Source organism: Plantactinospora sp. ZYX-F-223 (assembly GCF_039649625.1).
In the GTDB taxonomy this organism is placed as follows: Bacteria; Actinomycetota; Actinomycetes; order Mycobacteriales; family Micromonosporaceae; genus Plantactinospora.
On the sequence record NZ_JBDJAV010000032.1, the window covers coordinates 30,332 to 54,424 of the forward strand.

Below are 24,093 nucleotides of genomic sequence, written 5' to 3' on the forward strand. Positions count from 1 at the left end.
CGAGGCAGCGGCGGTTCGGGCCGTGGGGGAACACCCGTTGCAGCCAAGGAGGACCATGTCGGTCAGCCCCGCCTCGTCGCGTACCGGGTGGCACAGCGCCCAGCCGGTCGGCCCCGGTCGACCGCCCGGAGCGTCCCGCCGGCCCGCCGGGTCGACCGCACCGACGCCGACGCTGACGGTGACGCTATCCATCCCGCTCGTCGGCAACGAGGAGGTCCTGACGGCACCGGCCCGTCGGCTGCTCGAAGCCGCCCGCGAGCTGGTGGAACAGGGCGAGGCGACGATCACCGGTGGGTTCGCTGGCCAGGCGGAGCGCCGCGCCGACGCCGCCGTGCCGCGCACTCCGGCCCGGCCGGTCACCGCCACCGCCACCGGCGCGTCGGAGCTGCACATCCTCGCGGCGTCCCGGTCCGTGCTGCTCGGCGGCGAGCCGCTGCCGCTCACCCGGCTGGAGTTCGACCTGCTGATGCATCTGGTCGCGCATCCCCGGCGGGTCTTCACCCGGCTCCAGTTGCTCACCGCGGTCTGGGGCTACGAGCACACCGGGGTACGCACCGTCGACGTGCACATCCGGCGACTGCGCGGCAAGGTCGGCGACGTACCGTTGATCACCACCGTCTACGGGGTCGGCTACCGGCTGGCCGACGACGCGGTGGTGACCATCGACCGCAGCGCCTGACCTGTCGACCGTCACCCCTGGCCTACCCCGGGCGAGTCGTCAACTCCACGGGGTAGGTCCGGCGTCGCGGGCCAGCAGGGCCGCCTGCACCCGGTTCGTGCAGTCCAGTTTCGCCAGGATCCGGCTCACGTAGGTCTTGATGGTCATCTCGCTCATCCGCAGCCGCCGACCCACCTCCGCGTTGGGCAGGCCCTCGGCGACCAGGCACAGGATCTCCGACTCGCGTGCGGTCAGCACCGCCAGCCGGTCCCGCGCCTGCCGCCGGCGCCCCGCCGGTTCCGGCGCGACCATGCCGAGCAGCAGCCGGGTCACCGCGGGGGAGAGGTAGGCGTCTCCATCGTGTGCGGCCCGTACCGCGCGGATCAGCTCCTCCGGCGTGCAGTTCTTCAGCACGAACCCGGCCACCCGGGCATGCACCGCCCGCAGCACGTTCGGCTCCGCCCCGAACGAGGTCAGCACCACCACCCGGAGTCCGGGCACCCGCCGGTTGAGTTCGTCGACCGCGTCGAGCCCGTCCAGTACCGGCATCCGGATGTCGAGCAGCGCCACGTCGGCCCGGTGCCGCAGCGCCGCGTCGACCGCCGCCCCGCCGTCCGCCGCCTCAGCGACCACCTCGATGTCGCCGGCCGATTCCAGCACCGTGCGGATGCCGGCCCTGATCAGTGGCTCGTCGTCGGCGAGCAGCACCCTGATCACGTCACCGCACTCCCAGCAGCATGCTCGCCGGCATCGCCACGAACATCACGGCCGCGGTGGTGATCCCCAGGGCCAGGGTACGGATCCCGGCCGGAGCGGGTGGCTCCGCGCTCTCCCCGCCCGGCTCCGCGGCGGGCAGCATCGCGAGGAGTCGCCAGCACCGCCCGCCGCCGTCCGGATGGGCGGGATCGCCGGGCTCGACGATCCGGTACGCCACGAATCCGCCCGCCTGGTCGGCACGTTCCCGCAACCCGGCCAGCCCGTGCCCGACCAGCCCCGGCCGGTGGCCGTCGACCTTACCGCCGCCGGTGCCGGCGTCGACGGCGCCGCCGCTGTCGGCGGTGCGTCCTGGGGCGGTGCGTCCTGGGGCGGTGGGCGTCGCGGGGCGGTCGGGCAGCGGGTTGTCCAGGGTGAGCAGCAGCGCGTCCGGCTCCCACCGGAGCCGTACCGTGACCGGCTGGCCGGGGGCGTGCTTGAGCGCGTTCGTCAGCCCCTCCTCGACCACCCGGTACGCCGCCCGCCCGGCCGCACTCCTCAGCGGGCGCGGAGTTCCCTCCTCGCGCAGGGTCACCGGCGTCCCGGCCGCGCGGAACTCCGCCACCAGCGGGCCGATCCGCTCCGGGCCCGGCGACCGCTGATCGGTGCCATGCCCGCCGCGCAGCGCACCGACCAGCTCGTAGAGCTCGTCCAGGGCGCCGCGCGCGGCCCCCGCGAGCTGCCGCACCGCCTGCCGCTGCACCGGCGGCAGCTCCGCCACCTCCAGCGCGGCGGCCTGCACCGAGACCAGGCTGAGCCGGTGACCGAGCGAGTCGTGCATGTCCCGGGCGATCCGCAGCCGCTCCCGGAGCTGCTCCTGCTCGGCGAGCAGCTCCCGTTCCCGCCGGAGCTGCCGGTTGTGCCGGTCGAGGGTGGAGACGAGCCGCTCGTGCTGGGCAAGGTATCGGCCGACCAGCACCGGCAGCGCCGCGAAGACCAGGTACGTGGAGATCAGGTTCGGGATCGTCCGGGGGTCCGCCGGTGCGCTCACCAGATGTACGGCGAGCGCGCCGGTCAGCGCCCCGCCCAGCATGACGGCCCGGGTACGGTCCAGCGACTCCCGCCCCGCCTGGTAGGCGGCCCAGAGCAGCAGCACGTACCCGCCGTCGGAGAGCGCGACGAGCAGCAGCGCGCCCATCAGCGCGGCGACCGGAGCCCGGTGGCGTACCGCGATGACCAGCGCCACCAGCCCGGCGTGCCCGGCGACGTCCCACGGTGACGCCCCGTTCCGGGCTCCGGCCAGCAGCAACGCGGTCTCCGCCAGCAGTACGACAACGGGCAGCAGGTGTCGGCGCATGCCAGCAGGTTACGTCCGTCGGTCACCCACCGGCACCGGCCGCCGACTCCGGCACCGCCGACCCCGGCACCCGACCGGCGTGGCCCGTCGACATTGGTGGCCGGGGTCGACGACTTTCGAGGACTGTTCCGGCGACCCGAACTGCCTAGCGTGGCGGGCGTGATCGACGTGTGCAATCTCAGCAAGCGCTACGGCAGAACCGTCGCGGTCGACGGGATCTCCTTCACCGTCCGGCCCGGACAGGTGACCGGCTTCCTCGGACCGAACGGCGCCGGCAAGTCGACGACGATGCGGATGATGCTCGGTCTCGACCGCCCGAGTGCCGGGCAGGTGCTGATCGACGGCCGGAGCTACCCGGAGCAGGCCGCACCGCTGCGCTCGGTCGGCGCGTTGCTGGAGGCCCGGTCCGCGCATCCGGGACGGCGGGCGTACCACCATCTGCTCTGGTTGGCGCAGAGCAACCGGATCCCGCGCTCCCGGGTCGCCGAGGTGCTGTCGCTGGTCGGTCTGCAGAGCGTGGCGAGACGGCGGGTCGGCGGCTTCTCGCTCGGCATGGTCCAGCGGCTCGGCATCGCCGCCGCGCTGCTCGGCGACCCGCCGGTGCTGCTCTTCGACGAACCGGTCAACGGGCTCGACCCCGAGGGCATCCGGTGGATCCGGGAGTTGATGCGCGGGCTCGCCGCCGAGGGGCGGGCGGTCTTCGTCTCCAGCCACCTGATGAGCGAGATGGCGCTGACCGCGGACCACCTGGTGGTGATCGGGCAGGGCCGCCTGCTCGCCGACACCGGGATGCGCGAGTTCGTCGAGGCGAACTCCGGCACGGCGGTACGGATCCGGACTCCGGAGCCGGAGCGGCTGCGGGGCGTACTGGTGGCCGCCGGCATCCGGGTCGAGGCGGAGCCGGACGGGACGCTGCTGGCGTACGACAGCGAGGCCGCCCGGATCGGGGAGCTGGTCGCGGCCAACCGGCTGACCGTGCACGAGGTCGGCGTGCAGCGGGCCTCCCTGGAGGAGGCGTTCATGCGGCTCACCGCGACGGCGGTGCCCTACCGGGCCGGCGGCGACCGGCCGGCGGACGCCGACCGGGGCGCGACCGGGGACCGGCGGGCGGAGGGCAGGCCGGACGTGGACGGTGGTAGGCGGATGCCTGGTGGCCGGCGGATGGACGGGGGAGAGCGGTGAGTGCGGTGACGGAAACCAGCGTGCCGACCGGCGGGCCGGCGCGGGACCGGGCCGCCCAGCCCTGGCTCGGTGCGGTGCTGCGGGCCGAGCTGACGAAGATCCGGACCGTCCGGTCGACGGTCTGGACCCTGCTGCCGACCTTCGTCGTCGGCGTCGGCATGAGCCTGCTGGCCGGGCTCAGCTTCGGGTCGCGGCCACCGGAACGGACAGCCGGCTTCGACCCGCTCTTTCCCGCCTTCTACGGCCTGACGCTCGGCCAACTCGCCCTGGTGGTGTTCGGGGTGCTGGTGATGGCGAGCGAATACAGCTCGGGCACGATCCGGGCCACCCTGGTCGCGGTACCGCGCCGGGGCCGCTGCTACGCCGGCAAGGTGCTCGGCACCGCGCTGCTGGCCAGCGCGGTCGCGGTACCCACCGTGCTGGTCGGCTTCTTCGTCGCCCAGGCCGCGCTCGGCCGGTACGGCGTCGGGCTCGGCGCGGACGGCGCGGTGACCGCCGTGATCGGTGGCTGCCTGCACCTGGTCCTGCTCTGCCTCTTCGCGCTCGGGGTGGCGGCGATGCTGCGCAGCCCGGTACGCGCACTGGCGGTACTGCTGCCGGTCTTCTTCCTCGGCTCGCAGGGGCTCGGCAACATCCCCGGACTGCGTACCGTCACCCAGTACCTGCCGGACCAGACCAGTTGGGTGATCCTGCACCTCGCCGGGCCGCAGGACGAGGGCCGGTGGGTCCGGGACTACGGACCGTGGACCGGGATCGGCATCCTCGTGCTCTGGACCGCCGCCTCGCTGCTCGGCGGCTACCTCGTGCTGCGCCGTCGCGACGCCTGACCGGGGCGCCGGCCGGCGGGCGTGCTACTCCGGCGCGCACCCGGGCGGTCCCGCCGCCCGACCACCGGCGGATCCGCCGCGACCACGGCCCCCGCGCGGTCGGCGCCGCTCCGGGCCGGGGCAGGATGGTCGGATGAGGGTCCGCCCGATCACCCCGGAACTGCTGGTGCAGGAGTTGGCCGACCGGCTGGCCGGCGAGCGTGCCGGCGGCTGGCTGCGGGTGGCGGTCGACGGGCCGCCGGCCGCCGAGCCGGGCCGGCTCGCCGCCGCGCTGGTCGACCCGCTGCGGGTCCGGGGCCGCCCGGCGGTACGCGTCGACGCGGCGGACTTCCTCCGGCCGGCGTCGCTCCGCTACGAGCAGGGCCGCACCAACCCGGACGCGTACTACCTAGGCTGGCTCGACGAGGCCGGGATGCGCCGGGAGGTGCTCGACCCCGCCGGCCCGGCCGGTTCGGGGCGGATCCTGCCGACGCTGTGGAACGCCGAGACCGACCGGGCCACCCGGGCGGACTACGTCACGCTGCCGCCCGGCGGCGTGGTACTGGTGAGCGGGCCGCTGCTGCTCGGCGGCGGCCTCCCGTTCGACCTGGCGGTCCACCTGGTGCTCTCGCCCGGTGCGCTGGCCCGGCGTACGCCCCCGGCGCAGCGCTGGACCCTGCCGGCATTCGTCCGGTACGCCGAGGAGGTCGGGCCGGCGTCCTTCGCCGACGTGGTGGTCCGGTTGGACGATCCCCGGCACCCGGCGCTGGTCGAGTCGGAGAGCGTCCGCTGACCGCTCGGCACGGCCGGCCAGGGCCGACGGCGGGGCGGGAAATCGGCGGTTTGCCGGCGACGGCGGTGGGGTAATCGCGCTGCTCATGACGGAGCGACCCGGACAATACCGTCCAGGACCGCAGATCCGTACCTTCGACGGAAAGGCAGGCAGCGCATGCTCGTCAATGAGGCAATCGGTACTCGCCGCTCGGCGGCCGACAGCGACCAGATCCGCCGTGCCCTGCAGGCCCGCTACGACGAGCTGACCGTCGAATACGACGAGGCGTTGGCGCAGAGCCAGGTGCTGCGACTGGTGGAGGTCGGCGACACGGCCGGCGACGACCAGGCGGACAGCGGCACGAAGACGGCCGAGCGGGACACCGCACAGTCGCTGCTGCGGACCATCCTTGACCGACGGGCCCAGTTCGAGCACGCGCTCAGCCGGCTGGCCGAGGGGACGTACGGCTGGTGCGAGGGTTGCGGCGACTCGATCCCGGTGGAACGGCTGGAGATCTTCCCCTCCGCGACCACCTGCGTCACCTGCAAGCAGTCCCGGGAACGCCGGGCGGCCTGACCGGACCCGACCGACGACGGAGGTGGACCGCGCCCGGCCCGTCCGCTCCGACCGCGCCCGGCTTGCCCGCCCAGGCCGGGGCGGGTGAACTGGAGTCATGGGTGAGATCAAGGTCGGCACGGCCTCCTGGACCGATCGGACGCTGCTGGAATCGGGCTGGTATCCGGCGGGCGCGGACACTCCGGAACGGCGGCTGGGCTACTACGCCGAGCGGTTTCCGCTGGTCGAGGTCGACGCCACCTACTACTCGCCGCCCGCCGAGCGGACCGCCGAACTGTGGGTGGGGCGCACCCCGGCCGGGTTCACCTTCAACGTGAAGGCGTTCAGCCTGCTCACCGGGCATCCGACCCGGGTTTCCGCGCTCTACAAGGACCTGCGGCCGGAGACGGAGAAGAAGAACGTCTACCCGGGTGACCTGCCGGCGCAGGCGTACGAGGAGGTGTGGACGCGCTTCCTCTCCGCGCTGGAGCCGCTGGCCGAGGCGGGCAAACTCGGCGCGCTGCTGTTCCAGTTCCCGCCGTGGTTCACCATCCGCCGGGACAACAAGCAGTACCTGCTGGAGGTGCGGCGGCGCTGCGGCCCGCTGCGGCCGGTCTTCGAGTTCCGGCACGCCTCCTGGTTCGCCGACGGCAACCGGGAGGAGACGCTGGAGTTCCTCCGCAAGCACGAGCTGGCGTACGTCTCGGTCGACATGCCGCAGGGCCACCGTTCGTCGGTGCCGCCGGTGCTGGCCGCCACCGCCGACCTGGCGGTGGTCCGGTTCCACGGGCACAGCGACAAGTGGACCAGCAAGGACATCTACCAGAAGTTCGGCTACCACTACTCCGAGCGGGAGCTGGCGGACTGGGCGCCCAAGCTGCGCGAACTCTCCGGCGAAACCGCCGAGACGCACGTCTTGTTCAACAACTGCTACCGCGACTACGCCCAGACGAACGCCGAGAAGCTCCGCGACCTCCTGTCGGCGTAGCCAGCCGGAATCACCCGCCCCGGGTGAGCGGGGCTCACCCGCACCCCGGGGAGCATGGCAAGGGTGGCCAGTAGCCGAGACGGGACGGGGGATCAGTCGTGACGAACAATTCGTACTCGGCCTTCGAGACATCGATAGACAAGACCAACCTCATCCTCAAGGACATCGAGCAGGCGTACGGGTGGCCGAAGGAACGCCGGAACCAGTCGTACGCGGCGCTGCGGACCGTACTGCACCTGCTGCGGGACCGGTTGCCGGTGCAGGAGAGCGCGCACTTCGCGGCCCAGTTGCCGTTGCTGGTGCGCGGGCTCTACTTCGACGGCTGGGACCCGAGCGTCGTCCCGATCAAGCTGAATCGGGAGGAGTTCCTCTTCGAGGTACGCGCCGGCTTCCCGTTCGACGTCGAGGGCGGCCCGGCGACCGTGGTCAACACGGTGCTGAACGCGCTGCGGCGGCACGTCACCGACGGCGAGTGGGACGACGTCAAGTCGAGCATGCCGAAGGATCTCGTCAAGATCATGCCGTAGTCCGGCGTACCGCCTGCCCAGGTGGCGGTGCCGGGCGGGCGACCGCCGGTCGGTCGGGACGTGTCACGGCGTCCGGCTGACCGGTACGCCCCGGCGGCGGGCGAGTGCGGCCAGCGCACCGGCGTCGACGATCGCGGCCCCGCCCGGGTCGTTGTTGAAGAAGACGAAGACCGGTTCGTCGCCGGGGAAGGCCGCGGCGATCCGGTCCAGCCAGGAGCGCAGCGCGGACCGGCCGTACCGGGGGCGGGGTTCGGCACGGCCCTCGTGCAGCCGCAGGTAACCGAAGTCGGCGGTACGCCACAGCGGCGTCACCGGCCGGCCGCCCCGGTCCGCCCAGCAGAGCGCGGCGCCGTACCGTTCCAGCACCCGCCGGGTCCGGTCGGTCCACCAGGATGGATGCCGGGGCTCCACGGTGACCCGTACGCCGGACGGAAACCGGGACAGCACCTCGGCCAGCGCGGAGAGGTCGGCGGGAAGGTTCGGCGGCAGTTGCAGCAGCACCGGACCGAGCCGGTCACCGAGCGCGGTGGCCCGGTCGAGGAACCGGGTGACGGGTTCGGCCGGCTCCCGCAGCCGCTTGATGTGCGTCAGGTAGCGGCTCATCTTCACCGCGACGCAGAAGTCGTCCGGGGTACGGGCGCGCCAGCCGGCGAAGACGTCCCGTTCGGGCAGCCGGTAAAAGGCGTTGTTCACCTCGACCGTGCCGAACCGTTCGGCGTAGTGCTCGAGCCAGCGTCGCTGCGGCAGGCCGGTCGGATAGAACCGGTCCCGCCAGTCGCGGTACTGCCACCCCGAGGTGCCGACGAGGATCACCCCGGTCAGTATGCCCGCTCGACCGGCCGGGCACCCGTCGGGCGACCGTCAGGCCGACCGGGCCCGGCGCCCCAACCGCCGACCATCGGGGCGCCGGGCGGCTGGTCACTGAACCTTCAACCTGGACAGCGCGGCGCGGGCGCCCCGACTTCCGCCTTCGGCCACGCGGACCGCGAGGGGAGGTTGAAGAGGCTCAGTGCAGCGTCACCTCGGCGATGAGCTGTCGGCGGTGGTCCACCCGCCGCTCGGGGCCGGTCAGCCGGACCGGGACGGTGTGCCGGTGGTCGGCGCTGGAGGCGGAGAGCCGCAGCTCAAGGTCACCGGGTTCGACCACCCGGTGACCGAGTCGACCGGTGAACGAGGAGAGGTCGGCGTGCACCCGGAAGTCCACCTGCCGGGTCTGTCCCGGGTCCAGCGGCACCCGGGCATAGCCGATCAGCCGGACCACCGGGCGGGTCACCTGGGCCACCGGATCGTGCAGGTAGAGCTGCACCACCTCGGTGCCGTGCCGGTCGCCGTCGTTGCGGACCGAGACCGAGACGGTGACGGCACCGTCGGTCGGCACCTGCACCGGCCGTTCCGCGACCGGCACCGCACCCTCCACCCGCACCTCCGGCCAGCTGAACCTGGTGTACGACAGGCCGTGGCCGAACGGGAAGAGCGGGGTCGGGTCGACGCTGCTGACCTCGGTCTTCTGGCCTAGCACCGGGTTGAGGTAGCTGCTCGGCTGGCCGCCCGGGTTGCGCGGCATTCCGACCGGCAGCCGGCCGGACGGGCACACCGCCCCGCTGAGCACCCGCGCCACCGCCGGCCCGCCCTCCTCGCCGGGGAAGAACGCCTGCACCACGGCGGCGAGCCGGTCGACCGAGTCGCCGAGTGCGTACGGGCGGCCGGCGAGCAGCACCAGCACCACCGGGGTTCCGGTGTCCAGCAGCGCTGCCAGCAGCTCCGCCTGGGCGCCGGGCAGCCGCAGGTCGTCGGTGTCGCAGCCCTCGCCGGAGGTACCTCTGCCGAAGAGTCCGGCCCGGTCGCCGAGTACCGCCACGCAGACGTCCGCCTCGGTGGCCATCGCCACGGCCGCACTGATCGCCTCGGCCTCGGCCGGGCCGTCGACGGTGCCGCCGGGCGCGTACTTGATGGGGGTCTCCGGCAGCTCGGCCCGGAGCGCGGCGAGCAGCGTCCGGATCTCGACTCCGTCCGGCAGCTCCGGATGCTGGCTGCCGACGTGGCCGGGGAAGGTGTAGCAGCCCAGCATCCCGGCGACGTCGTCGGCGAGTGGCCCGACCATGGCGATCCGGCTCTCCGGGCGTAGCGGCAACGCCCCGGAGTTCGCCAGCAGCACCACCGACTCCTCGGCGAGTTCCCGGGCCAGCGCCCGGCTGGCCGGCGGGTCGAGGTCGACGGAGCCCTCGACGATGCCCGGCGCGTCGCCGTTGCTCCGTTCGGCGATCGCGGCGAGTGCCGGCGGCACCGTCGACCACTCGGCGTCGAGCAGGCCGAGTTCGCACTTCTGCCGCAGGACCCGGGTCACCGCCCGGTCGATCAGGCCCTCCGGTACGGTGCCGGCGCGGACCGCGTCGATCAGCGGGCTGCCGTAGCAGTGCGCCGACGGCAACTCGACGTCCACCCCGGCGGCCAGCGCCAGTGCCGCCGCCTCGCCCAGGTCGGCCGCGACGTTGTGCAGCCGTTGCAGGAAGCTGATTCCGAAGTAGTCGGAAACGACGGTGCCGGTGAAGTCCCAGTCGTCCCGGAGCAGCCGGGTGAGCAGTTCCGGGTCGGCGGCCGGCGGGACGCCGTCGATCTCGTTGTAGGCGTGCATCACCGATCTGGCGCCGCCGTCCCGCAAGGCCATCTCGAAGGGCGGGAGGAGCACGTCGGCCAGCTCCCGGGGGCCGGCGCCGACCGGCCCGTGGTTGCGGCCCGCCCGGGAGGCCGAGTATCCGACGAGGTGCTTCAGGGTGGCGACCACGCCGGCGGACTCCAGGCCCCGGACGTACGCGGTGGCGACGGTGGCGACCAGGTAGGGGTCCTCGCCGATCGACTCCTCGCAGCGCCCCCAGCGCAGGTCCCGGATCACGTCGAGCACCGGGGCCAACCCCTGGTGCACGCCGAGCATCCGCATCGCCGAGCCGATCTGCCCGGCCATCCGCTCGACCAGCTCCGGGTCGAAGGTCGCGCCCCAGGCCAGCGGGGTGGGATAGACGGTCGCCTTCCAGGTCATGATGCCGGTCAGGCACTCCTCGTGCGCGATCGCCGGGATGCCGAACCGGTTGGCGGCGACGATCTCCTCCTGCATCCGGGCCAGTGCCCGGGCGCCGAGGGCGGGGTCGACGGGCGCGGTGCCGAACGCCCGGGTGATCTGGCCCAGGCCGGCGCTGATCAGTCCGCGCCAGTCGGGGGCCTCGCTGGCCATCTCGTGCTGGTGCGGCGCCAGGTCCTCACCGGTGGCGTCGCCACCCACCCAGACGCCGTAGAGCTGCGCTATCTTTTCCTCGAGCGAGAGTCGGGCGACCAGGTCGTCGACCCGCTGTGCGACGGGCAGCCGCGGGTCCTGCCAGCGGGGCGGGGCGTCGGGAGCGGGGCTGTCGCTGGGTGCTGCGTCCGCCGGGACGGTTGTGGTAGCGGTGAGCTGTCCGTCGTGCGGATGCCCATCGTGCACCCCCGTGACCTCAAGCCGCTCGACGTCGGTGGTTGTCCGACTGGTGTCGGCGGCGTTGCGGTTGCTGCTCACGGGCAGCCTCCTGTCGCTTGTTGCTGGCCTCTTCCAGAGCCGCCCGCATGTCGAAGTGAGGTTGGACGCGGGCGCGCACGTACTTCCGACATGTTTCCGGAAAGTCGGGCCCGCGTCGAGAGGCTACTTAGGCCGAAAGTAGCCCGCAAGTTTCCGGCCGGCGCAATCCTTGACCGTTCGTTCACAGCGTCGTAGCGTGCGCCGCATCACAGCGAATTATCGGACTGGCGCCGAAAGTTTGCGGATCGTTCGGCTCTGCCGGCGCGGTGGGACACCGGCCGTCACGGGCCGCGCGGGCCCGCGCCCGACGGATGGAAGGGACGGTGACTCATGCGACGGCCTCGGGACCAACAGAACGGTATCCCACCGGCGGGGCAGGTCGAGCGTGATGATCATCTCTGGTCCGCCGGGCGGCGGGCGGCGGGTTTCGTGCTCGCGCAGGGGGCCGGGGAAGTGGGGGCCCGGTCCGACCGGACCGCCACCCGGTGGGGTGCGGTCGCACCCGGGTGAAGGGCGGGCGGGGGAACCCGCCGAGGACGCGGGCGGGCCGGCCGGGCGGGGACCGGCTCGTCCGCCCTCGGCAGAGCTGATCTAGACCGCGCCCGGGCACCGGTGATACATTGACGGACATCTCTGTATCGTCGGGCGGCCGTGCCCGGGGAAGAGGTTGGTCCGCCTGGAGGTGCGGCATGAGGAGTAGTCGGCTTCTCGTCATGGGTGCGGCGCTCGGCGTCGTGCTCGGCGGCGCCGGGTTCGCCGTCGCCGACACGACATCGGCACCGGGCGGCGGGGTGGGGGTGCTGGCCGCCGGCGAGTTCGACTTCAGCCGGCCGCAGACCGTCGCCACCAACCTCCAGGCGCCCTGGGGGATGGCCTTCCTGCCGGACGGCAGCGCGCTGGTCGCCGAGCGGGACACCGCCCGGGTCGTGCAGATCCGCCCGGGGCAGACTCCGCAGCAGGTCGCCACCATCTCCGGTGTTTCGCCCGGCGGCGAGGCCGGGCTGCTCGGCCTGGCCGTCTCGCCGAGCTACGCCAGCGACCGCTACGTGTACGCCTACTTCACCTCGGCCAGCGACAACCGCATCGTCCGGTTCCGGCTGGACGCGCCGCAGACCCAGACGCCGATCCTCACCGGACTGGCCCGGGCGAACTTCCACGACGGCGGCCGGATCGCCTTCGGCCCGGACGGCATGCTCTACGCCGGCGTCGGCGACGCGGGCCAGACCGCCAACTCGCAGAACCCGTCCAGCCGCAACGGCAAGATCCTGCGGATGCGGCCGGACGGCAGCGCCCCGCCGGACAACCCGACCGCCGGCTCCCTGGTCTACAGCCTCGGCCACCGCAACGTGCAGGGGCTCGCCTGGGACGCCCAGGGCCGGCTCTACGCCAGCGAGTTCGGGCAGAACACCTGGGACGAGGTCAACTACATCGTCCCCGGCGGCAACTACGGGTGGCCGACGGTGGAGGGTCAGGGCAACGACCCGCGGTTCCGCAACCCGATCGTCACCTGGTCGACCGCCGAGGCCTCGCCGAGCGGTGCCGCGATCGACGGCAACATGCTCTTCGTCGCCGCACTGCGCGGCACCCGGCTCTGGCAGGTGCCGCTGAACGGCAGCGGCGGGGTGGCCGGCAGCCCGACCGCCCAGCTCACCGGCCAGTACGGCCGGCTGCGTACCGTCGAACGCGCCCCGGACGGCTCGCTCTGGGTGGCCACCAGCAACCGGGACGGCCGCGGCACGCCGGCCGCCACCGACGACCGGATCCTGCGCTTCCTGCCGGTCGGCGCGACCCCGGGGCCCACCGCCACCACCCGGCCGCCCACCTCCTCGCCGACGCCGAGCGTGCCGCCGACCAGCACCCCGCCGCCGAGCGGCACCGCCTGCACCGCGAGCTACCGGCAGATCAACCAGTGGCAGGGCGGCTTCCAGGGCGAGGTGACGGTGCGCAACAACGGCACCAGCACGCTGAACGGCTGGACGGTGCGGTGGACCTTCGCCAGCGGGCAGACGATCGGCCAGCTCTGGAACGGCACGCTGACCGCGAGCGGATCGTCGGTGACGGTCCGGAACGTGAGCTGGAACGGCACGCTCGGCGCCAACGGGTCGGCCACGTTCGGCTTCCAGGGCTCGTGGACCGGGACCAACACCCCGCCCAGCGACCTGACCTGCACCAGTCCCTGACTGGGTGTGGTCGACGGTGGCCGGGTGTCCGGCCACCGTCCGACCGGTCAGCGTCCCGGTGCGGCTGCGCGGGTATTCGGCGCCCCGGGACAAAGCTTGCCGGACCTCGGGTGCGATCACCTGCGGACGAGTAACCAATCCCCGAGATGTTCAGCCCGAGGCGGGATCGGCGGTCCGGGCCGGTACGAGTTCCGGACGCGGCACCCGGATCGGGGTCAGCGTGCCGGCGGCGGCGATGCCGAGGCAGGTCAGTCCGGCGGCGAGGCAGACCGGTGCGGTGCCGTACCGGGCCACCGCCCCGGTCAGCACGGCCGCGCCGAGCGGGCCGAGCGCGGAGTGCAGGGTCCAGAACGCCGAGGTCACCCGGCCGAGCAGATGATCCGGGGTGACCTGCTGGCGCAGCGACATCGAACAGATCCCGGCGAGGCTGGTCCCGAACGTGTACGCGGCGACCAGCAGGGCCAGTGCCGGTACGTCCCGGGTCAGTCCGGCACCGGCGACGGCCAGCCCGCCCAGCGCGTACGCCCCGATCCAGCAGGTGCCGAAGCCCAGCGACCGGCGTACCGGCGCGACCAGCAGCGCGGCCACGATGGTGCCCCCGGCCGCGGCGGCGAGGACGTGCCCGACGGTGCCGTCGGAGCCGCCGAGGTCGTGCTTGACGTGATAGATGAAGACGTCGGTCAGCCCGATGGTGAGAAAGGTCAGGAACGACAGCAGGACCGTCAACGTGCGCAGCACCGGGTGCCGCCAGAGGAACCGGATCCCGACCAGCAGGTCCGACCAGCCGGTCCGGCCGGCCCGGGCCCCGGGAGTCGGCCCGGAGTCGAGTACGTCCGCCGCGGCGTCCCCGGCCCGGTGCGTCGGCTGGCTGCGGAACCGGACGAAGCAGAGGCCGAGCGCGGAGAGGGCGAAGGTGCCGGCATCGACGGCGAGCGCGGCGGTCGGCCCGACGGCCGAGGAGAGCAGCCCGGCCAGTACCGGACCGATGATCCCGGCCGCCGCGTACGTCGCGTAGAGCTGGCCGTTCGCCCGGGTGATCCGGGCCGGACCGACCAGCGCCGGCACGGCGGCGACGTAGCCGACCTGGAACACCATTCCCGCGGCGGCGCAGGCCGGCGCGACCAGGTAGAGCAGCCAGAGCTGCGGTGCGAAGAACCAGATCACCGGGATGCTGGCGTACCCGGCGGCCCGGAACAGGTCGCAGCCGAGCAGCAGGAGCCGCCGGTCCACCCGGTCGACCAGGTGGCCGGCGAAGATTCCCGCTGCCACCGACGCCGCCCCGACCAGCCCGGTCAGCAGGCCCATCCGGGCCACCGAGCCGGTCGCGTGCAACACCAGCAGCGGTACGGCGAGCAGCGAGAACGAGTCGCCCAGCGCGGAGAGCGCCTGACCCGTCCAGAACAGCGGGAAGTCGCGGCTGCGCCAGAGCGTCCCGGCGCCCGGTGTCCCGGTGCTCACCTGCCGGAACTGGCCGACCGGGACATGTCCCGCAGCGTGTCGACGATCCACTCCTCGGCCCGGTCCCGGGTCACGCCCAGTCCGGTCAGGATCCGGGCGCCCGGCTCGGTCGGGGCGGCCAGCAGTCCGAGCAGGATGTGTTCGGTGCCGACGTAGTTGTGCCCGAGCCGCAGCGCCTCGGCGAAGGTGCGGTCCCGTACCCGCTTGGCGCCAGCGGAGAACGGCAGGTGCTCCGCCGCCTCCGGCGGCCCGACCGGATCGTCGGATGCCGCGGCTCCGGGCTCGGCGGCGCGGACGCCGGCCCGGATCGCCTCGGCGGAGACGCCCAGTGCCGTGAGTGCCCGGCCGGCCAGGCCGTCGGGTTCGTGCAGGATACCGAGGAGCAGGTGTGCGGTGCCGACCTCGGCGCTGCCGGCGTCCCGGGCCTCCGCCTGGGCCTGCGTCACCACGTTGCGGGCCCGGTCGGTGAACCGGGCGAAGGCGCTGGCCGGAATCTGCTCGTCCTGGTCGGACCGCCGGGTCACGAAGCGCTTCTGCACGGCCTGCTTGCTGACCCCCATGCTCTGGCCGATGTCGGTCCAGGAGGCACCGGAACGGCGGGCCTGGTCGACGAAGTGCCCGATCAGGTGGTCGGCGAGGTCGCCGAGGTACTCGCCGACCAGTACCGCGTCGGTGAGCCGTTCCAGGGCGTCCCCGGTGGGGTGCTGGCGGTGGACGTACGCGATGAGGTCGTCGAGGCGGACCGGCAGTCGTTCCATGCGTCAACCGTAGGTTGACGATCCGTCATCCGTCAACCTACGGTTGACCGGCCCGGTGTTGCGCGGGTCAGGCTGGTACGACCGACGGGCGCCCCCGCCCGCCGGTGGCCTCCCGCATGCCCCGGACGGCGAGCTGGTCGGCCCGCTCGTTCTCCGGATGCCCGGCATGCCCCTTGACCCAGTGCCACCGCACCTGGTGGCGGGCGGCGGCAGCCTCCAGCCGTTGCCACAGGTCGGCGTTCTTGACCGGCTGCTTCGCGGCGGTCTGCCAGCCGTTGCGCTTCCAGTTCGGCAGCCACTTGGTGATGCCGTCCCGGACGTAGGTGCTGTCGACGTAGATCTGCACCGTCACCGGCCGGGTCAGGCTCTCCAGGGCCTGGATCGCCGCCATCAGCTCCATCCGGTTGTTGGTGGTGGCCACCGCCTCGCCGCCGTGGAGTTCCTTCTCCACCGTCCCGTACCGCAGCACGGCGCCCCAGCCGCCGGGACCGGGATTGCCGCTGCACGCACCATCGGTGTAGATCTGCACGACCTGCTCTGTCACCCGGGCAACATACCCTGCCGGGTCAGCCGAACAGGGCGCTGACCGACTCCCCGTTGTGGATCCGGCGCATCGCCTCGGCCAGCGCCGGGGCGACGGAGAGCACGGTCAGCTTGTCGGTGCGGTCCCGCGCCGGGATCGGCACCGTGTTGGTGCAGACGATCTCGGCGATGTCCGGCTCCGCGGAGAGCCGGCGCAGCGCCGCCGAGGCGAACAGGCCGTGCGTGCAGGCCACCCGTACGCTGCGCACCTTCTGCTCGCGCAGCCGGTCGAGCAGCTCGAACACCGTGCTGCCCTTGGCGATCTCGTCGTCGAGCACGATGACGTCCCGGTCGACCACGTCGCCGATCACCGTGCTGATCACCACTTTGTCGTCGGAGAACCGCTGCTTGGCCCCGGCCGCCACCGGCACCTTCAGCATCCGGGCGAACGCGGCCGCCTGCTTGGCGTTACCGAGGTCCGGCGAGACCACCACCGTGTCGGTGAGGTCGTACCCCCGGAAGTGCGTCGCCAGCTCGCGCAGCGCGTGCAGGTGGTCGACCGGGATGCTGAAGAAGCCGTGCACCTGCGGCGAGTGCAGGGTCACGGCCAGAATCCGGCTGGCGCCGGCGGTGGTGAGCAGGTCGGCGACCAGCCGCCCGCCGATCGAGATGCGCGGGGCGTCCTTCTTGTCGCTCCGGGCGTACGCGTAGTGCGGCATCACCACCGTGATCCGGCCCGCCGAGGCGCCCCGGGCCGCGTCCAGCATCAGCAGCAGCTCCACCAGGTGCTCCTGCACCGGCGGCACCAGCGGCTGGATCAGGAAGACGTCCCGCTCCCGGCAGTTCGCCTGCAACTGCACCTCGAGGCAGTCGTTGGCGAACCGGGAGATCCGGGTCGGGAGCAGGGGGACGCCGAGGTGGTGGCAGATCTCGGTGGCCAGCTCGGGGTGGGCACTGCCGGAGAAGACCGCGATGTCACGCACGGGGCCACTCTAGTGAAACGGCGACCCGGCGGCCGGTGCCGGGCGTGGCGTGCCGGGCCCGGTTCCCGCCGGCTCGCTGGCTGCCGGGTTGGCGGTGATCTGCCGCCGTTGACGGCGGTGTGCCGGCGTTGTCGCTTTGCTCGGCGACCCCCATTTGTCCGCCCGACCGAGTTCCGTCGAGCGGCCCCGGGGTAAGGCGCGATCATTTCGCGCCGGCAACGATCTTTTCGCGGCCGGCGTCGACCTTGTCCGAGCAGAGGGGAACGAGATGGCTCTCACCCGACGCGGCTTCCTCGAAGCGTCCGCCGTGACGGCACTGGGCACACTGTGGACGCCGGGGGACCGCCCGGCACCGCCGGACTTTCCGGCGGAGGTACCCGTCGAGCGCGCGGCGTACCGCAACTGGGCCGGCGAGATCGAGGCCGACGGCGTCTGGACCTGTACCCCCCGGACGGCGGCCGACGTGGTGACCGTGACCAACTGGGCGTACCGGAACGGCTACTCGGTGCGGGCCCGGGGCTACCGGCACACCTGGGCACCGCTGACCGTACCGGTCGACGGTGCCGCCGACCGGACCATCCTGGTGGACACCACCCGGCACCTGACCGCGATGGCGGTGCTCTCCACCGCGCCCGCGGCGGTACGCGTGCAGGCCGGTGCCTCGATGGAGGACTTCCTCGCGTTCCTGGAGGAGCACGGGCTCGGCGTGACCAACACCCCCGCCCCCGGCGACCTGAGCGTCGGCGGGGTGCTGGCGATCAACGGCCACGGCACCAGCGTGCCGGCCGACGGCGAGACGCTGGCACCCGGGCACACCTACGGGTCGCTGAGCAACCTCATCCTGTCGCTCACCGCCGTGGTCTGGGACGCGGCGGCCGGCGGCTACGCGCTGCGCACCTTCGACCGCTCGGATCCGGACTGTACGGCGCTGCTCACCCACGTCGGCCGGGCGTTCGTCACCGAGGTGACGATGCGGGTCGGGGCCAACCAGAACCTCCGGTGCGTCAGCCGGGTCGACATCCCCGCGTCGGAACTGTTCGCCGCCCCGGGCACCGGCGGCCGTACCCTGGCCAGTCACGTCGCGGCGGCCGGGCGGGTCGAGGCGATCTGGTTCGCCTTCACCGACAACCCGTGGCTCAAGGTCTGGAGCGTCAGCCCGACCCGGCCGCTGACCTCCCGCCCGGTGGTCACCCCGTACAACTACGTCTTCTCCGACAACGTCCCGGAGCCGGTCTCCGAGCTGGCCGAGCAACTGCTGACCGGGGCGTGGGCGCTGACCCCGACGTTCGGGCAGGTGCAGTACACCACCGCCGCCGCCGGGCTGACCGGCACGCTCGCCACCGACCTGTGGGGGCCGTCGAAGAACCTGCTGCTCTACGTCAAGCCGACCACGCTGCGGGAGACCGCCAACGGGTACGCGGTGCACACCAACCGGGGCTCGATCCAGCGGGTGGTACACGAGTTCGCCCGGTTCTACCAGCGGCAGTTGGCCGGGTACCAGGCCCGGGGGGAGTTCCCGGTCACCGGCCAGGTGGAGATCCGGGTCGCCGGGCTGGACCGGGCCGCCGACGTCGGCGTACCCGGGGCGGAGCCGCCGGCGCTCTCCGCGGCCCGGCCCCGGGCCGACCACCCGGAGTGGGACACCGTGGTCTGGTTCGACGTGCTGACCTTCCCGACCGCGCCCCGGGCGCACGCCTTCTACCGGGAGATGGAGAGCTTCTTCTTCACCAACTACACCGGCTCGTACGCGGGCAGCCGGGTCGAGTGGTCGAAGGGCTGGGGCTACACCGACTCCGCCGCCTGGGCCGACCCGACCATGCTGACCCGGACGGTGCCGGACTCCTACCGGCACGCGCCCGACCCGACCTGGGACCGGGCGGTGGCGGAGCTGAACGGCTACGACCCGCACCGGGTGTTCAGCAACGCCTTCCTCGAAGTGCTGCTGCCCGGCACGCCCTGATCCGCTCACCCGCTGATCCGACGGCCGGCCGGGCACCCGGCCGACCGTCCCCATCCGGGCCTGCTGCCCCGGTTCGCCTGCGCCCTGAGCGAACACGGCTGGCCCGGCACCAGTGTGTGATGCGGAAATGGAGCCGGAACCGTGCAGCCGACCGGGGGAGGAACCGATGCGTGGTGGCGCGGCGTACGACGAGATCGCCGACTGGTACGAGACGGAGTTCCTGTCCCGGCGCACCGTTGCCGACGACGATCTGGAGATCGGCCGGACCCTGCGTCTGTTGCTGGGCCCCGGCGAGGGACCCTGCCTGGAGCTCGGCTGCGGCACCGGCGTGTACGCCGACGCGGTCCGCGCCCTCGGCCGGACGCCGCTCGGGGTCGACCTCTCGGCCGGCATGCTCCGGTACGCCCGCGGCCGCCTGCCGATCGTGCGGGGCGACGCCACCCGGCTGCCGGTCCGGGACGGTGCGCTGCCGGCGGTCGTCGCGGTGATGGTGCACACCGACATGCCCGGATATCCGGCGGTGCTCCGGGAGGCGGCCCGGGTGCTGGCCCCCGGCGGGACCTTCGTGCACGTCGGCGTCCACCCGTGTTTCTGCGGCGGTTTCGCCGACCGCGCCGACCGGGACGCGGTGCTGATCCGCCCCGGTTACCGGGACAGCAGCTGGACGAAGGAGTCCTGGACCGACCAGGGGATCCGGGACAAGGTCGGCGCGACGCACCGTCCGCTGGCCGAACTGCTGCACATGTTCCTGGACGCCGGGCTGGCCTTCGAACGGTTCGCCGAGGGCGGCGCACCCACCCCGATCGTCTTCGCCGTCCGGGCCCGCCGGTCAGGCTGAACCGGTCGCCGGCCCGGGCCGGCCGGCGCCGCCGAGCTGGCGCAGCGCGGCGTCGTGCAGTGCCGGGGTCCGGGCGAAGAGCGACGGTCCGGCGGCCGGCCGGGACCGCCCGTCGAATCCGCTGTACCGGCCACCGGCCTCGGTCACGATCAGGGAGGTGGCGGCGAAGTCCCAGACCTGCCCCCGGGTCTGCACCGCGAGGTCCAGCTCGCCCCGGGCCACCAGCAGCGCGGCGTGGGTACGCCACGAGGCCGGCGTGGTGACCGCCCGGAGCGGGGCGATCATCTCGCGTTCGGCCGGGTAGACCTGCTCGTCCGGCGGTACCACCCCGAGCCGGCTGCCGGGCAGCGGGTCGGCCGCGCCGGATCCGCCGGAGCGGAGGAGCCGTTCTCCGGTCACCTCGGTCCCGGAGATCTCCGCCTGGTAGGCACCGGCGCCACGCCGGGCCCACCAGATCGTCCGCTGTGCCGGCAGCGCGGCCACCCCGACGACGATCTCGCCGGCCTCCTCCAGCGCGACGAGCACCTGCCAGCGGTCGTCCCCGGCGACGAACTGGGCCGTACCGTCGATCGGGTCGACGATCCAGCGCCGGGCGGCCCGCCCGGTCTGCCCGACCTCCTCGCCCAGGATCGCGTCGTCGGGCCGCGCCCCGGCCAGTACCTCCCGGATGGTGGCCTCGACGGCCCGGTCGGCCTCGGTCACCACGCTGCCGTCCGCCTTGCGCTCCCGGTCGAGCCGGCCGAGGTCGGCGACGTACCGGAGGGCGACGGCGGCACCGGTCAGCGCGGCCCGCCGGGCCAGGAGAAGATCGTCTTCCATGGACCCATCCTCGCCCGTGCCGCTGTCCGGTACGCGGCCGGGTGGCGAGGACAGCCGGAAGGGGGCCTTCCGGGCCGGTGAACGATCAGCCGTTGACCGGGGTCATCCGCAGGGCCAGGGCCGGGCACATCCGTACCGCCTTGCGGGCGCCCCCCTCCAACCAGGTCGGCACCGGGGTGGACGGGAACGACGGGAAGCCGTTGGAGTCCAGCCGGACGAACTCCGGCACCACGCTGGCGCAGAGCCCGTGCCCGTCACAGCGGGACCAGTCCACCACCAGCTTCGAGGTCGGGGCGTCGGCCGCGTTGGGCAGCCCGAGGATGCCCTTCACCTTCTTGCCGCAGGTGCCCCGGGCGGCGTGCGCCTCCAGGTCCTCGGTGAAGATCTCCAGTGCCGAGGTGGCGAACCGCGCCGTGCCGTCGGGGTGGCTGCACGCGCCGCGGCCCTTCACCGCACCGGCCGCCGCCCGGACCACCTCGGCGGCGGCGCTGCCGCCGACGATCAGGTCCAGCGACCGGGCCAGGTCCGGCAGGCCGAGCCGGCACGGCCCGCACTGCCCGGCGGACTCACCGGCCAGGTAGGTGACGACCTGGGCGGCCTCGCCGAGCGGGCACACCTCGGCGCTCAGCGGCATGATGATGCCGGCGCCGAGCGCGCCGCCGACCTTGGCGAAACCGGCCCGGGACACCTCGGCGGTGGCGGCACCCTCCGCGCTGATCCACTTGCCGTGGTAACCGCCGGTGAGCACGCCCGGTCCCTCCGGCGTCTCGCAGAGTTCCAGCACGTCCCGCAGTGGAATGCCGGTCGGGCACTCCACCACCGCCGGCCGTCCCGCGGCGCCGGTCACGGTGAGCAGCACCGTGCCGGGCTCGTCGGCGGTGCCGACCGTGCCGTACTCGTACGGGCCGAGCCGGGCCGCCAGGGCGAGCTGGGCGTAGGTCTCGGCGTTGGAGAGCAGCGTCGGCAGGCCGCCCACCCCGGTGTCGCTGGCCCGCACCTTGCGCCCCGGCGGGATGTGCGCCTCGCCGTTGATCCCGCGCACCAGGGCGCCGCCCTCGCCGGAGATGAACCGGTGCGGCACGGTGACGATGCCGGTGCGTACCGGCATCCGGCGCTCGGCCAGCGCGGCGGTCAACGACGCCTCGCCGATGCCGTCGTCGGCGACGCCGATGACGATCTCGTCGGCGTCCAGGGCGTAGGCGGCGATCGCGGCTCCGTCCAGGATCAGGTGCGGTGCGCGGGTGAGCAGCGCCTTGTCCTTCCAGGCGCCGGGCTCGCCCTCGGTCGCGTTCACCACCACGACGGTCGGCAGGTCCTGGCGATCCGCCGACTCCAGCACCGCCCGGAACTTGCGGGCGAACGGGAAGCCGGCGCCACCCTTGCCCTTCAGCTCGATTCCCTCGACCAGCCGGAGCAGGCCCTTTGGGGAGAGCGGGTTGACGGCACCGTGCACCATCTCGTGCGCGGCCAGATCGAGCCGGCCGAACTCGTCGAACCCGGCGGTGAGCCGGGGTTCGCCGAAGCAGGCGACCGGGGGTACGGCGGTCAGACTCACCGCGCTTCACCTTTCAGACTGGTCCAGTACGCGCCCTCCTCGGCCGCCTCGTCCGAGTCGTCCCCGCGCCGGGAGGACCGGCTGGGCGGCTCGTCGGACCTGCGGGACCGGCGGGTGGCGAGGTCGATCAGGGCAGGCTTGTCGTCGTCGTCATCGTCGTCGTCCGCCCGGGCGACGAGGTTGGGCTCGTACCGGGCGGCCCGGCCCCACTCCGCGGTGCTCTCCTCGGCGTCGTCGCCGCCGCGCGCCCGGCTGTGCCGTCCGGAACGGTCGGCCGGTTCCTCGTCGGCGGCCCGCCGTCGCCGGCCCGCCCGGGTGGCACTGGTCGACGTCGGCTCGTCCTCGGGCTCCCGCCACGACCGCCGCCCCGACCCGTCGGTGTCCCGGCGCGACCGCCGGCTCTCGCCGGGCTCGTCGCGGCCGGTGCCGGCCGGCGTGTCGTCCCAGGCGCGCGGCCGGCGGTACATCGCGTCGTCCTCGCCGCCCCGTGGACGCTCCCACGGGTCTCCTGGCCCGTCGGCGGCCCAGCGCCGTGGGCTGTCCCAGGGCACCTCGGCGTCGGTGAGGTCGCCGTCGGAGTCCGCGCCGGCCGACATGCTGCCGGGCGGCGGCACCTCGGGCACCGCGAACCGGTCGGACCGGCCCCGGGGCGCGTGGGTGCTGTCCAGCTCTCCGGCCAGGGCCCAGGCGTCGATCGCCGCCTCCGAACCGCCGCGCAGGTCGGAGAGGCTCTCCCGGCGACGCCGGCCGCCGCCCTGGGTGTCGTCCATCCGGCCGCCGTAGGTGTCCCGGTCGTCGCGGGCGGACCTGCTCCCCGGCTCGCCGCGCCGCCCGCTCAGGGTGTCCGGGTCGTCCCAGCGGTTGCTCCGGCCGCCGCGCCGGCCGGCGAAGGTGTCGTCCTCCCACCGGCTGCGCCGGCTCCGGCCGCTGTCCCGGCCCGGGGAGTTGGCCCGGCTGGCCCGGATCTCGTCGGCGGTCCGGCGCTTGGCCGGCGCCATCGAACTGGTCCGGCCGATCGGACCCGGCTTACCCGGCTTGCCCGGCCGTCCCGGCTTGCCGGGCCGGCCGACCGGCGACAGCGCGCCGGTGGTCTGGCCCTGCTCGGCACGCTTGCGCCCGAGCGTGACCGAGAGTCGGACACCCAGCAGCGCCAGTACGAGAGCCACGCAGAGCAGATAACTGAGGGTGACCCAGGTGGCCGCGGCCCGACCGGCCTGGAGCCCGTGCACCAGCGCGATCGGCCAGGCGGCGTACGAGATGCTGTGCAGCGTCCGCCACAGCCACGGCTTGCCGACTCCGGCGAACCGGGCCCGGACCAGACCGGTCCAGAGCACCGCCACCATCATCGCCCCGGCTATGGTGCCCAGCCCGACGTAGACGTTGGCGCCGTTGACGAACGGCAGCAGCGCCTTGTCCGGGCTGATGTGCCCGGCCGCGATCTTCGTCAGCACGTGCAGCACCAGGCAGAAGACCGCGATGATGCCGAGTGACCGGTGGGCCGACTGGAGCAGTACCCGGTGCCGGATCAGCAGGACGATCCGGTCGGTCGCCACCAGACCGACCATCACGGTCAGGCTCAGCGACACCAGGGTGGCCGGCCCGGCGAAGAACGTCATGTAGACGAACATGTAGGCGTTGATCAGCCCACCGATCGGGCTCAGCATCGCCGCCGCCCACGCCGCCGCCAGTGCCGAGACGACGAGCACCGCTACCGCACCCTGCGGCTTGGGTGTGCTTCCCCGGCTGGTGAAGCTCATGGGGACGCTGGCACGCTGCATCTGTCTCGTCCGGGCCATCTGCTCCTCGATCTTCCGCCTCGGCGCCCACCACCGCGCCCCGCCTGCCCGCTCGTCGCGCGACGAGCACGGCCGCCCATTGTGCCCCGTCCTGATCGCGCCACTTTGGGCGGAGTCGTACCGCCGCGCGTCGCTCGACGGC

Annotated in this window: 21 protein-coding genes; 10 read left to right on the forward strand and 11 right to left on the reverse strand. The window is 73.5% G+C overall.

What is annotated here, in order from left to right:
* Positions 1 to 55 precede the first annotated feature (55 nt).
* Complete coding sequence (locus AAH979_RS28690) at positions 56 to 679, forward strand: winged helix-turn-helix domain-containing protein (protein WP_346261241.1); 624 nt, start codon at positions 56 to 58, stop codon at positions 677 to 679.
* Positions 680 to 718: 39 nt separating this feature from the next.
* Here AAH979_RS28690 and AAH979_RS28695 read toward each other — a convergent pair whose 3' ends face one another.
* Both AAH979_RS28695 and AAH979_RS28700 read right to left on the reverse strand, forming a co-directional pair.
* Complete coding sequence (locus AAH979_RS28695; protein ID WP_346261242.1) at positions 719 to 1,375, reverse strand: response regulator transcription factor; 657 nt, start codon at positions 1,373 to 1,375, stop codon at positions 719 to 721.
* Between the two features lies 1 nt (position 1,376).
* Entirely contained in the window at positions 1,377 to 2,708 is a 1,332-nt protein-coding gene (locus AAH979_RS28700; RefSeq protein WP_346261243.1) for a histidine kinase, read from the reverse strand.
* 159 nt (positions 2,709 to 2,867) lie between these two features.
* Here AAH979_RS28700 and AAH979_RS28705 point away from each other — a divergent pair, with 159 nt between their 5' ends.
* From AAH979_RS28705 to AAH979_RS28730, 6 genes are all read left to right on the forward strand, one after another.
* On the forward strand, positions 2,868 to 3,890 hold the full coding sequence (locus AAH979_RS28705; RefSeq protein WP_346261244.1) for an ATP-binding cassette domain-containing protein: 1,023 nt from the start codon (positions 2,868 to 2,870) through the stop codon (positions 3,888 to 3,890).
* 5 nt (positions 3,891 to 3,895) lie between these two features.
* On the forward strand, positions 3,896 to 4,717 hold the full coding sequence (locus AAH979_RS28710; RefSeq protein ID WP_346261245.1) for an ABC transporter permease subunit: 822 nt from the start codon (positions 3,896 to 3,898) through the stop codon (positions 4,715 to 4,717).
* A gap of 133 nt (positions 4,718 to 4,850) precedes the next feature.
* Positions 4,851 to 5,489: a uridine kinase gene (locus AAH979_RS28715; RefSeq protein WP_346261246.1), complete on the forward strand. Its 639-nt coding sequence runs from the start codon at positions 4,851 to 4,853 to the stop codon at positions 5,487 to 5,489.
* Between the two features lie 156 nt (positions 5,490 to 5,645).
* The gene (locus AAH979_RS28720; protein ID WP_346261247.1) at positions 5,646 to 6,044 is read left to right on the forward strand and encodes a TraR/DksA C4-type zinc finger protein; all 399 of its coding nucleotides are present in this window, start codon (positions 5,646 to 5,648) and stop codon (positions 6,042 to 6,044) included.
* 97 nt (positions 6,045 to 6,141) lie between these two features.
* Positions 6,142 to 7,011, forward strand: coding sequence for a DUF72 domain-containing protein (locus AAH979_RS28725; RefSeq protein ID WP_346261248.1), 870 nt, complete (start codon positions 6,142 to 6,144; stop codon positions 7,009 to 7,011).
* Positions 7,012 to 7,109: 98 nt separating this feature from the next.
* Positions 7,110 to 7,538, forward strand: a complete 429-nt coding sequence (locus AAH979_RS28730; protein WP_346261249.1) for a DUF2267 domain-containing protein — start codon at positions 7,110 to 7,112, stop codon at positions 7,536 to 7,538.
* A gap of 63 nt (positions 7,539 to 7,601) precedes the next feature.
* Here AAH979_RS28730 and AAH979_RS28735 read toward each other — a convergent pair whose 3' ends face one another.
* Both AAH979_RS28735 and AAH979_RS28740 read right to left on the reverse strand, forming a co-directional pair.
* Positions 7,602 to 8,351 carry a DUF72 domain-containing protein gene (locus tag AAH979_RS28735; protein WP_346261250.1) on the reverse strand — a complete coding sequence of 250 codons (750 nt, stop codon included), beginning with the start codon at positions 8,349 to 8,351 and terminating at the stop codon, positions 7,602 to 7,604.
* A gap of 193 nt (positions 8,352 to 8,544) precedes the next feature.
* Entirely contained in the window at positions 8,545 to 11,082 is a 2,538-nt protein-coding gene (locus AAH979_RS28740) for a glycoside hydrolase family 3 N-terminal domain-containing protein (RefSeq protein WP_346261251.1), read from the reverse strand.
* A 689-nt stretch (positions 11,083 to 11,771) separates the two neighbouring features.
* Here AAH979_RS28740 and AAH979_RS28745 point away from each other — a divergent pair.
* Positions 11,772 to 13,262 (forward strand): PQQ-dependent sugar dehydrogenase, encoded by a 1,491-nt coding sequence (locus AAH979_RS28745; protein WP_346261252.1) that lies wholly within the window; start codon positions 11,772 to 11,774, stop codon positions 13,260 to 13,262.
* A gap of 150 nt (positions 13,263 to 13,412) precedes the next feature.
* On the opposite strand, the gene AAH979_RS28750 is transcribed toward AAH979_RS28745, so the two are convergent.
* The 4 genes from AAH979_RS28750 to AAH979_RS28765 form a co-directional block, all read right to left on the reverse strand.
* Positions 13,413 to 14,720 carry an MFS transporter gene (locus tag AAH979_RS28750; RefSeq protein ID WP_346261253.1) on the reverse strand — a complete coding sequence of 436 codons (1,308 nt, stop codon included), beginning with the start codon at positions 14,718 to 14,720 and terminating at the stop codon, positions 13,413 to 13,415.
* A complete protein-coding gene (locus tag AAH979_RS28755; protein ID WP_346261254.1) occupies positions 14,717 to 15,478 on the reverse strand; it encodes a Clp protease N-terminal domain-containing protein in 762 nt (253 codons plus the stop codon). Before AAH979_RS28755 ends, AAH979_RS28750 begins: the two co-directional genes overlap by 4 nt.
* Positions 15,479 to 15,545: 67 nt before the next feature.
* Positions 15,546 to 16,022, reverse strand: coding sequence for a ribonuclease HI (rnhA, locus tag AAH979_RS28760; protein ID WP_346261255.1), 477 nt, complete (start codon positions 16,020 to 16,022; stop codon positions 15,546 to 15,548).
* Positions 16,023 to 16,044: 22 nt separating this feature from the next.
* A complete protein-coding gene (locus tag AAH979_RS28765; protein ID WP_346261256.1) occupies positions 16,045 to 16,983 on the reverse strand; it encodes a ribose-phosphate pyrophosphokinase in 939 nt (312 codons plus the stop codon).
* A gap of 268 nt (positions 16,984 to 17,251) precedes the next feature.
* Between AAH979_RS28765 and AAH979_RS28770 the strand changes: the two genes are divergently transcribed.
* Together AAH979_RS28770 and AAH979_RS28775 are read left to right on the forward strand one after the other, a co-directional pair.
* Positions 17,252 to 18,943: a cholesterol oxidase substrate-binding domain-containing protein gene (locus AAH979_RS28770; protein ID WP_346261257.1), complete on the forward strand. Its 1,692-nt coding sequence runs from the start codon at positions 17,252 to 17,254 to the stop codon at positions 18,941 to 18,943.
* A gap of 166 nt (positions 18,944 to 19,109) precedes the next feature.
* Positions 19,110 to 19,781, forward strand: coding sequence for a methyltransferase domain-containing protein (locus tag AAH979_RS28775; protein ID WP_346261258.1), 672 nt, complete (start codon positions 19,110 to 19,112; stop codon positions 19,779 to 19,781).
* Here AAH979_RS28775 and AAH979_RS28780 read toward each other — a convergent pair.
* The 3 genes from AAH979_RS28780 to AAH979_RS28790 all read right to left on the reverse strand — a co-directional run bounded on the left by AAH979_RS28780 (position 19,773) and on the right by AAH979_RS28790 (position 23,912).
* Positions 19,773 to 20,600, reverse strand: coding sequence for an inositol monophosphatase (locus AAH979_RS28780; protein ID WP_346261259.1), 828 nt, complete (start codon positions 20,598 to 20,600; stop codon positions 19,773 to 19,775). The two genes, AAH979_RS28775 and AAH979_RS28780, sit on opposite strands and share 9 nt — an antisense overlap.
* An 85-nt stretch (positions 20,601 to 20,685) precedes the next feature.
* A complete protein-coding gene (locus tag AAH979_RS28785; protein WP_346261260.1) occupies positions 20,686 to 22,155 on the reverse strand; it encodes an NADH-ubiquinone oxidoreductase-F iron-sulfur binding region domain-containing protein in 1,470 nt (489 codons plus the stop codon).
* The gene (locus AAH979_RS28790) at positions 22,152 to 23,912 is read right to left on the reverse strand and encodes a hypothetical protein (protein WP_346261261.1); all 1,761 of its coding nucleotides are present in this window, start codon (positions 23,910 to 23,912) and stop codon (positions 22,152 to 22,154) included. Before AAH979_RS28790 ends, AAH979_RS28785 begins: the two co-directional genes overlap by 4 nt.
* Positions 23,913 to 24,093: the final 181 nt, after the last annotated feature.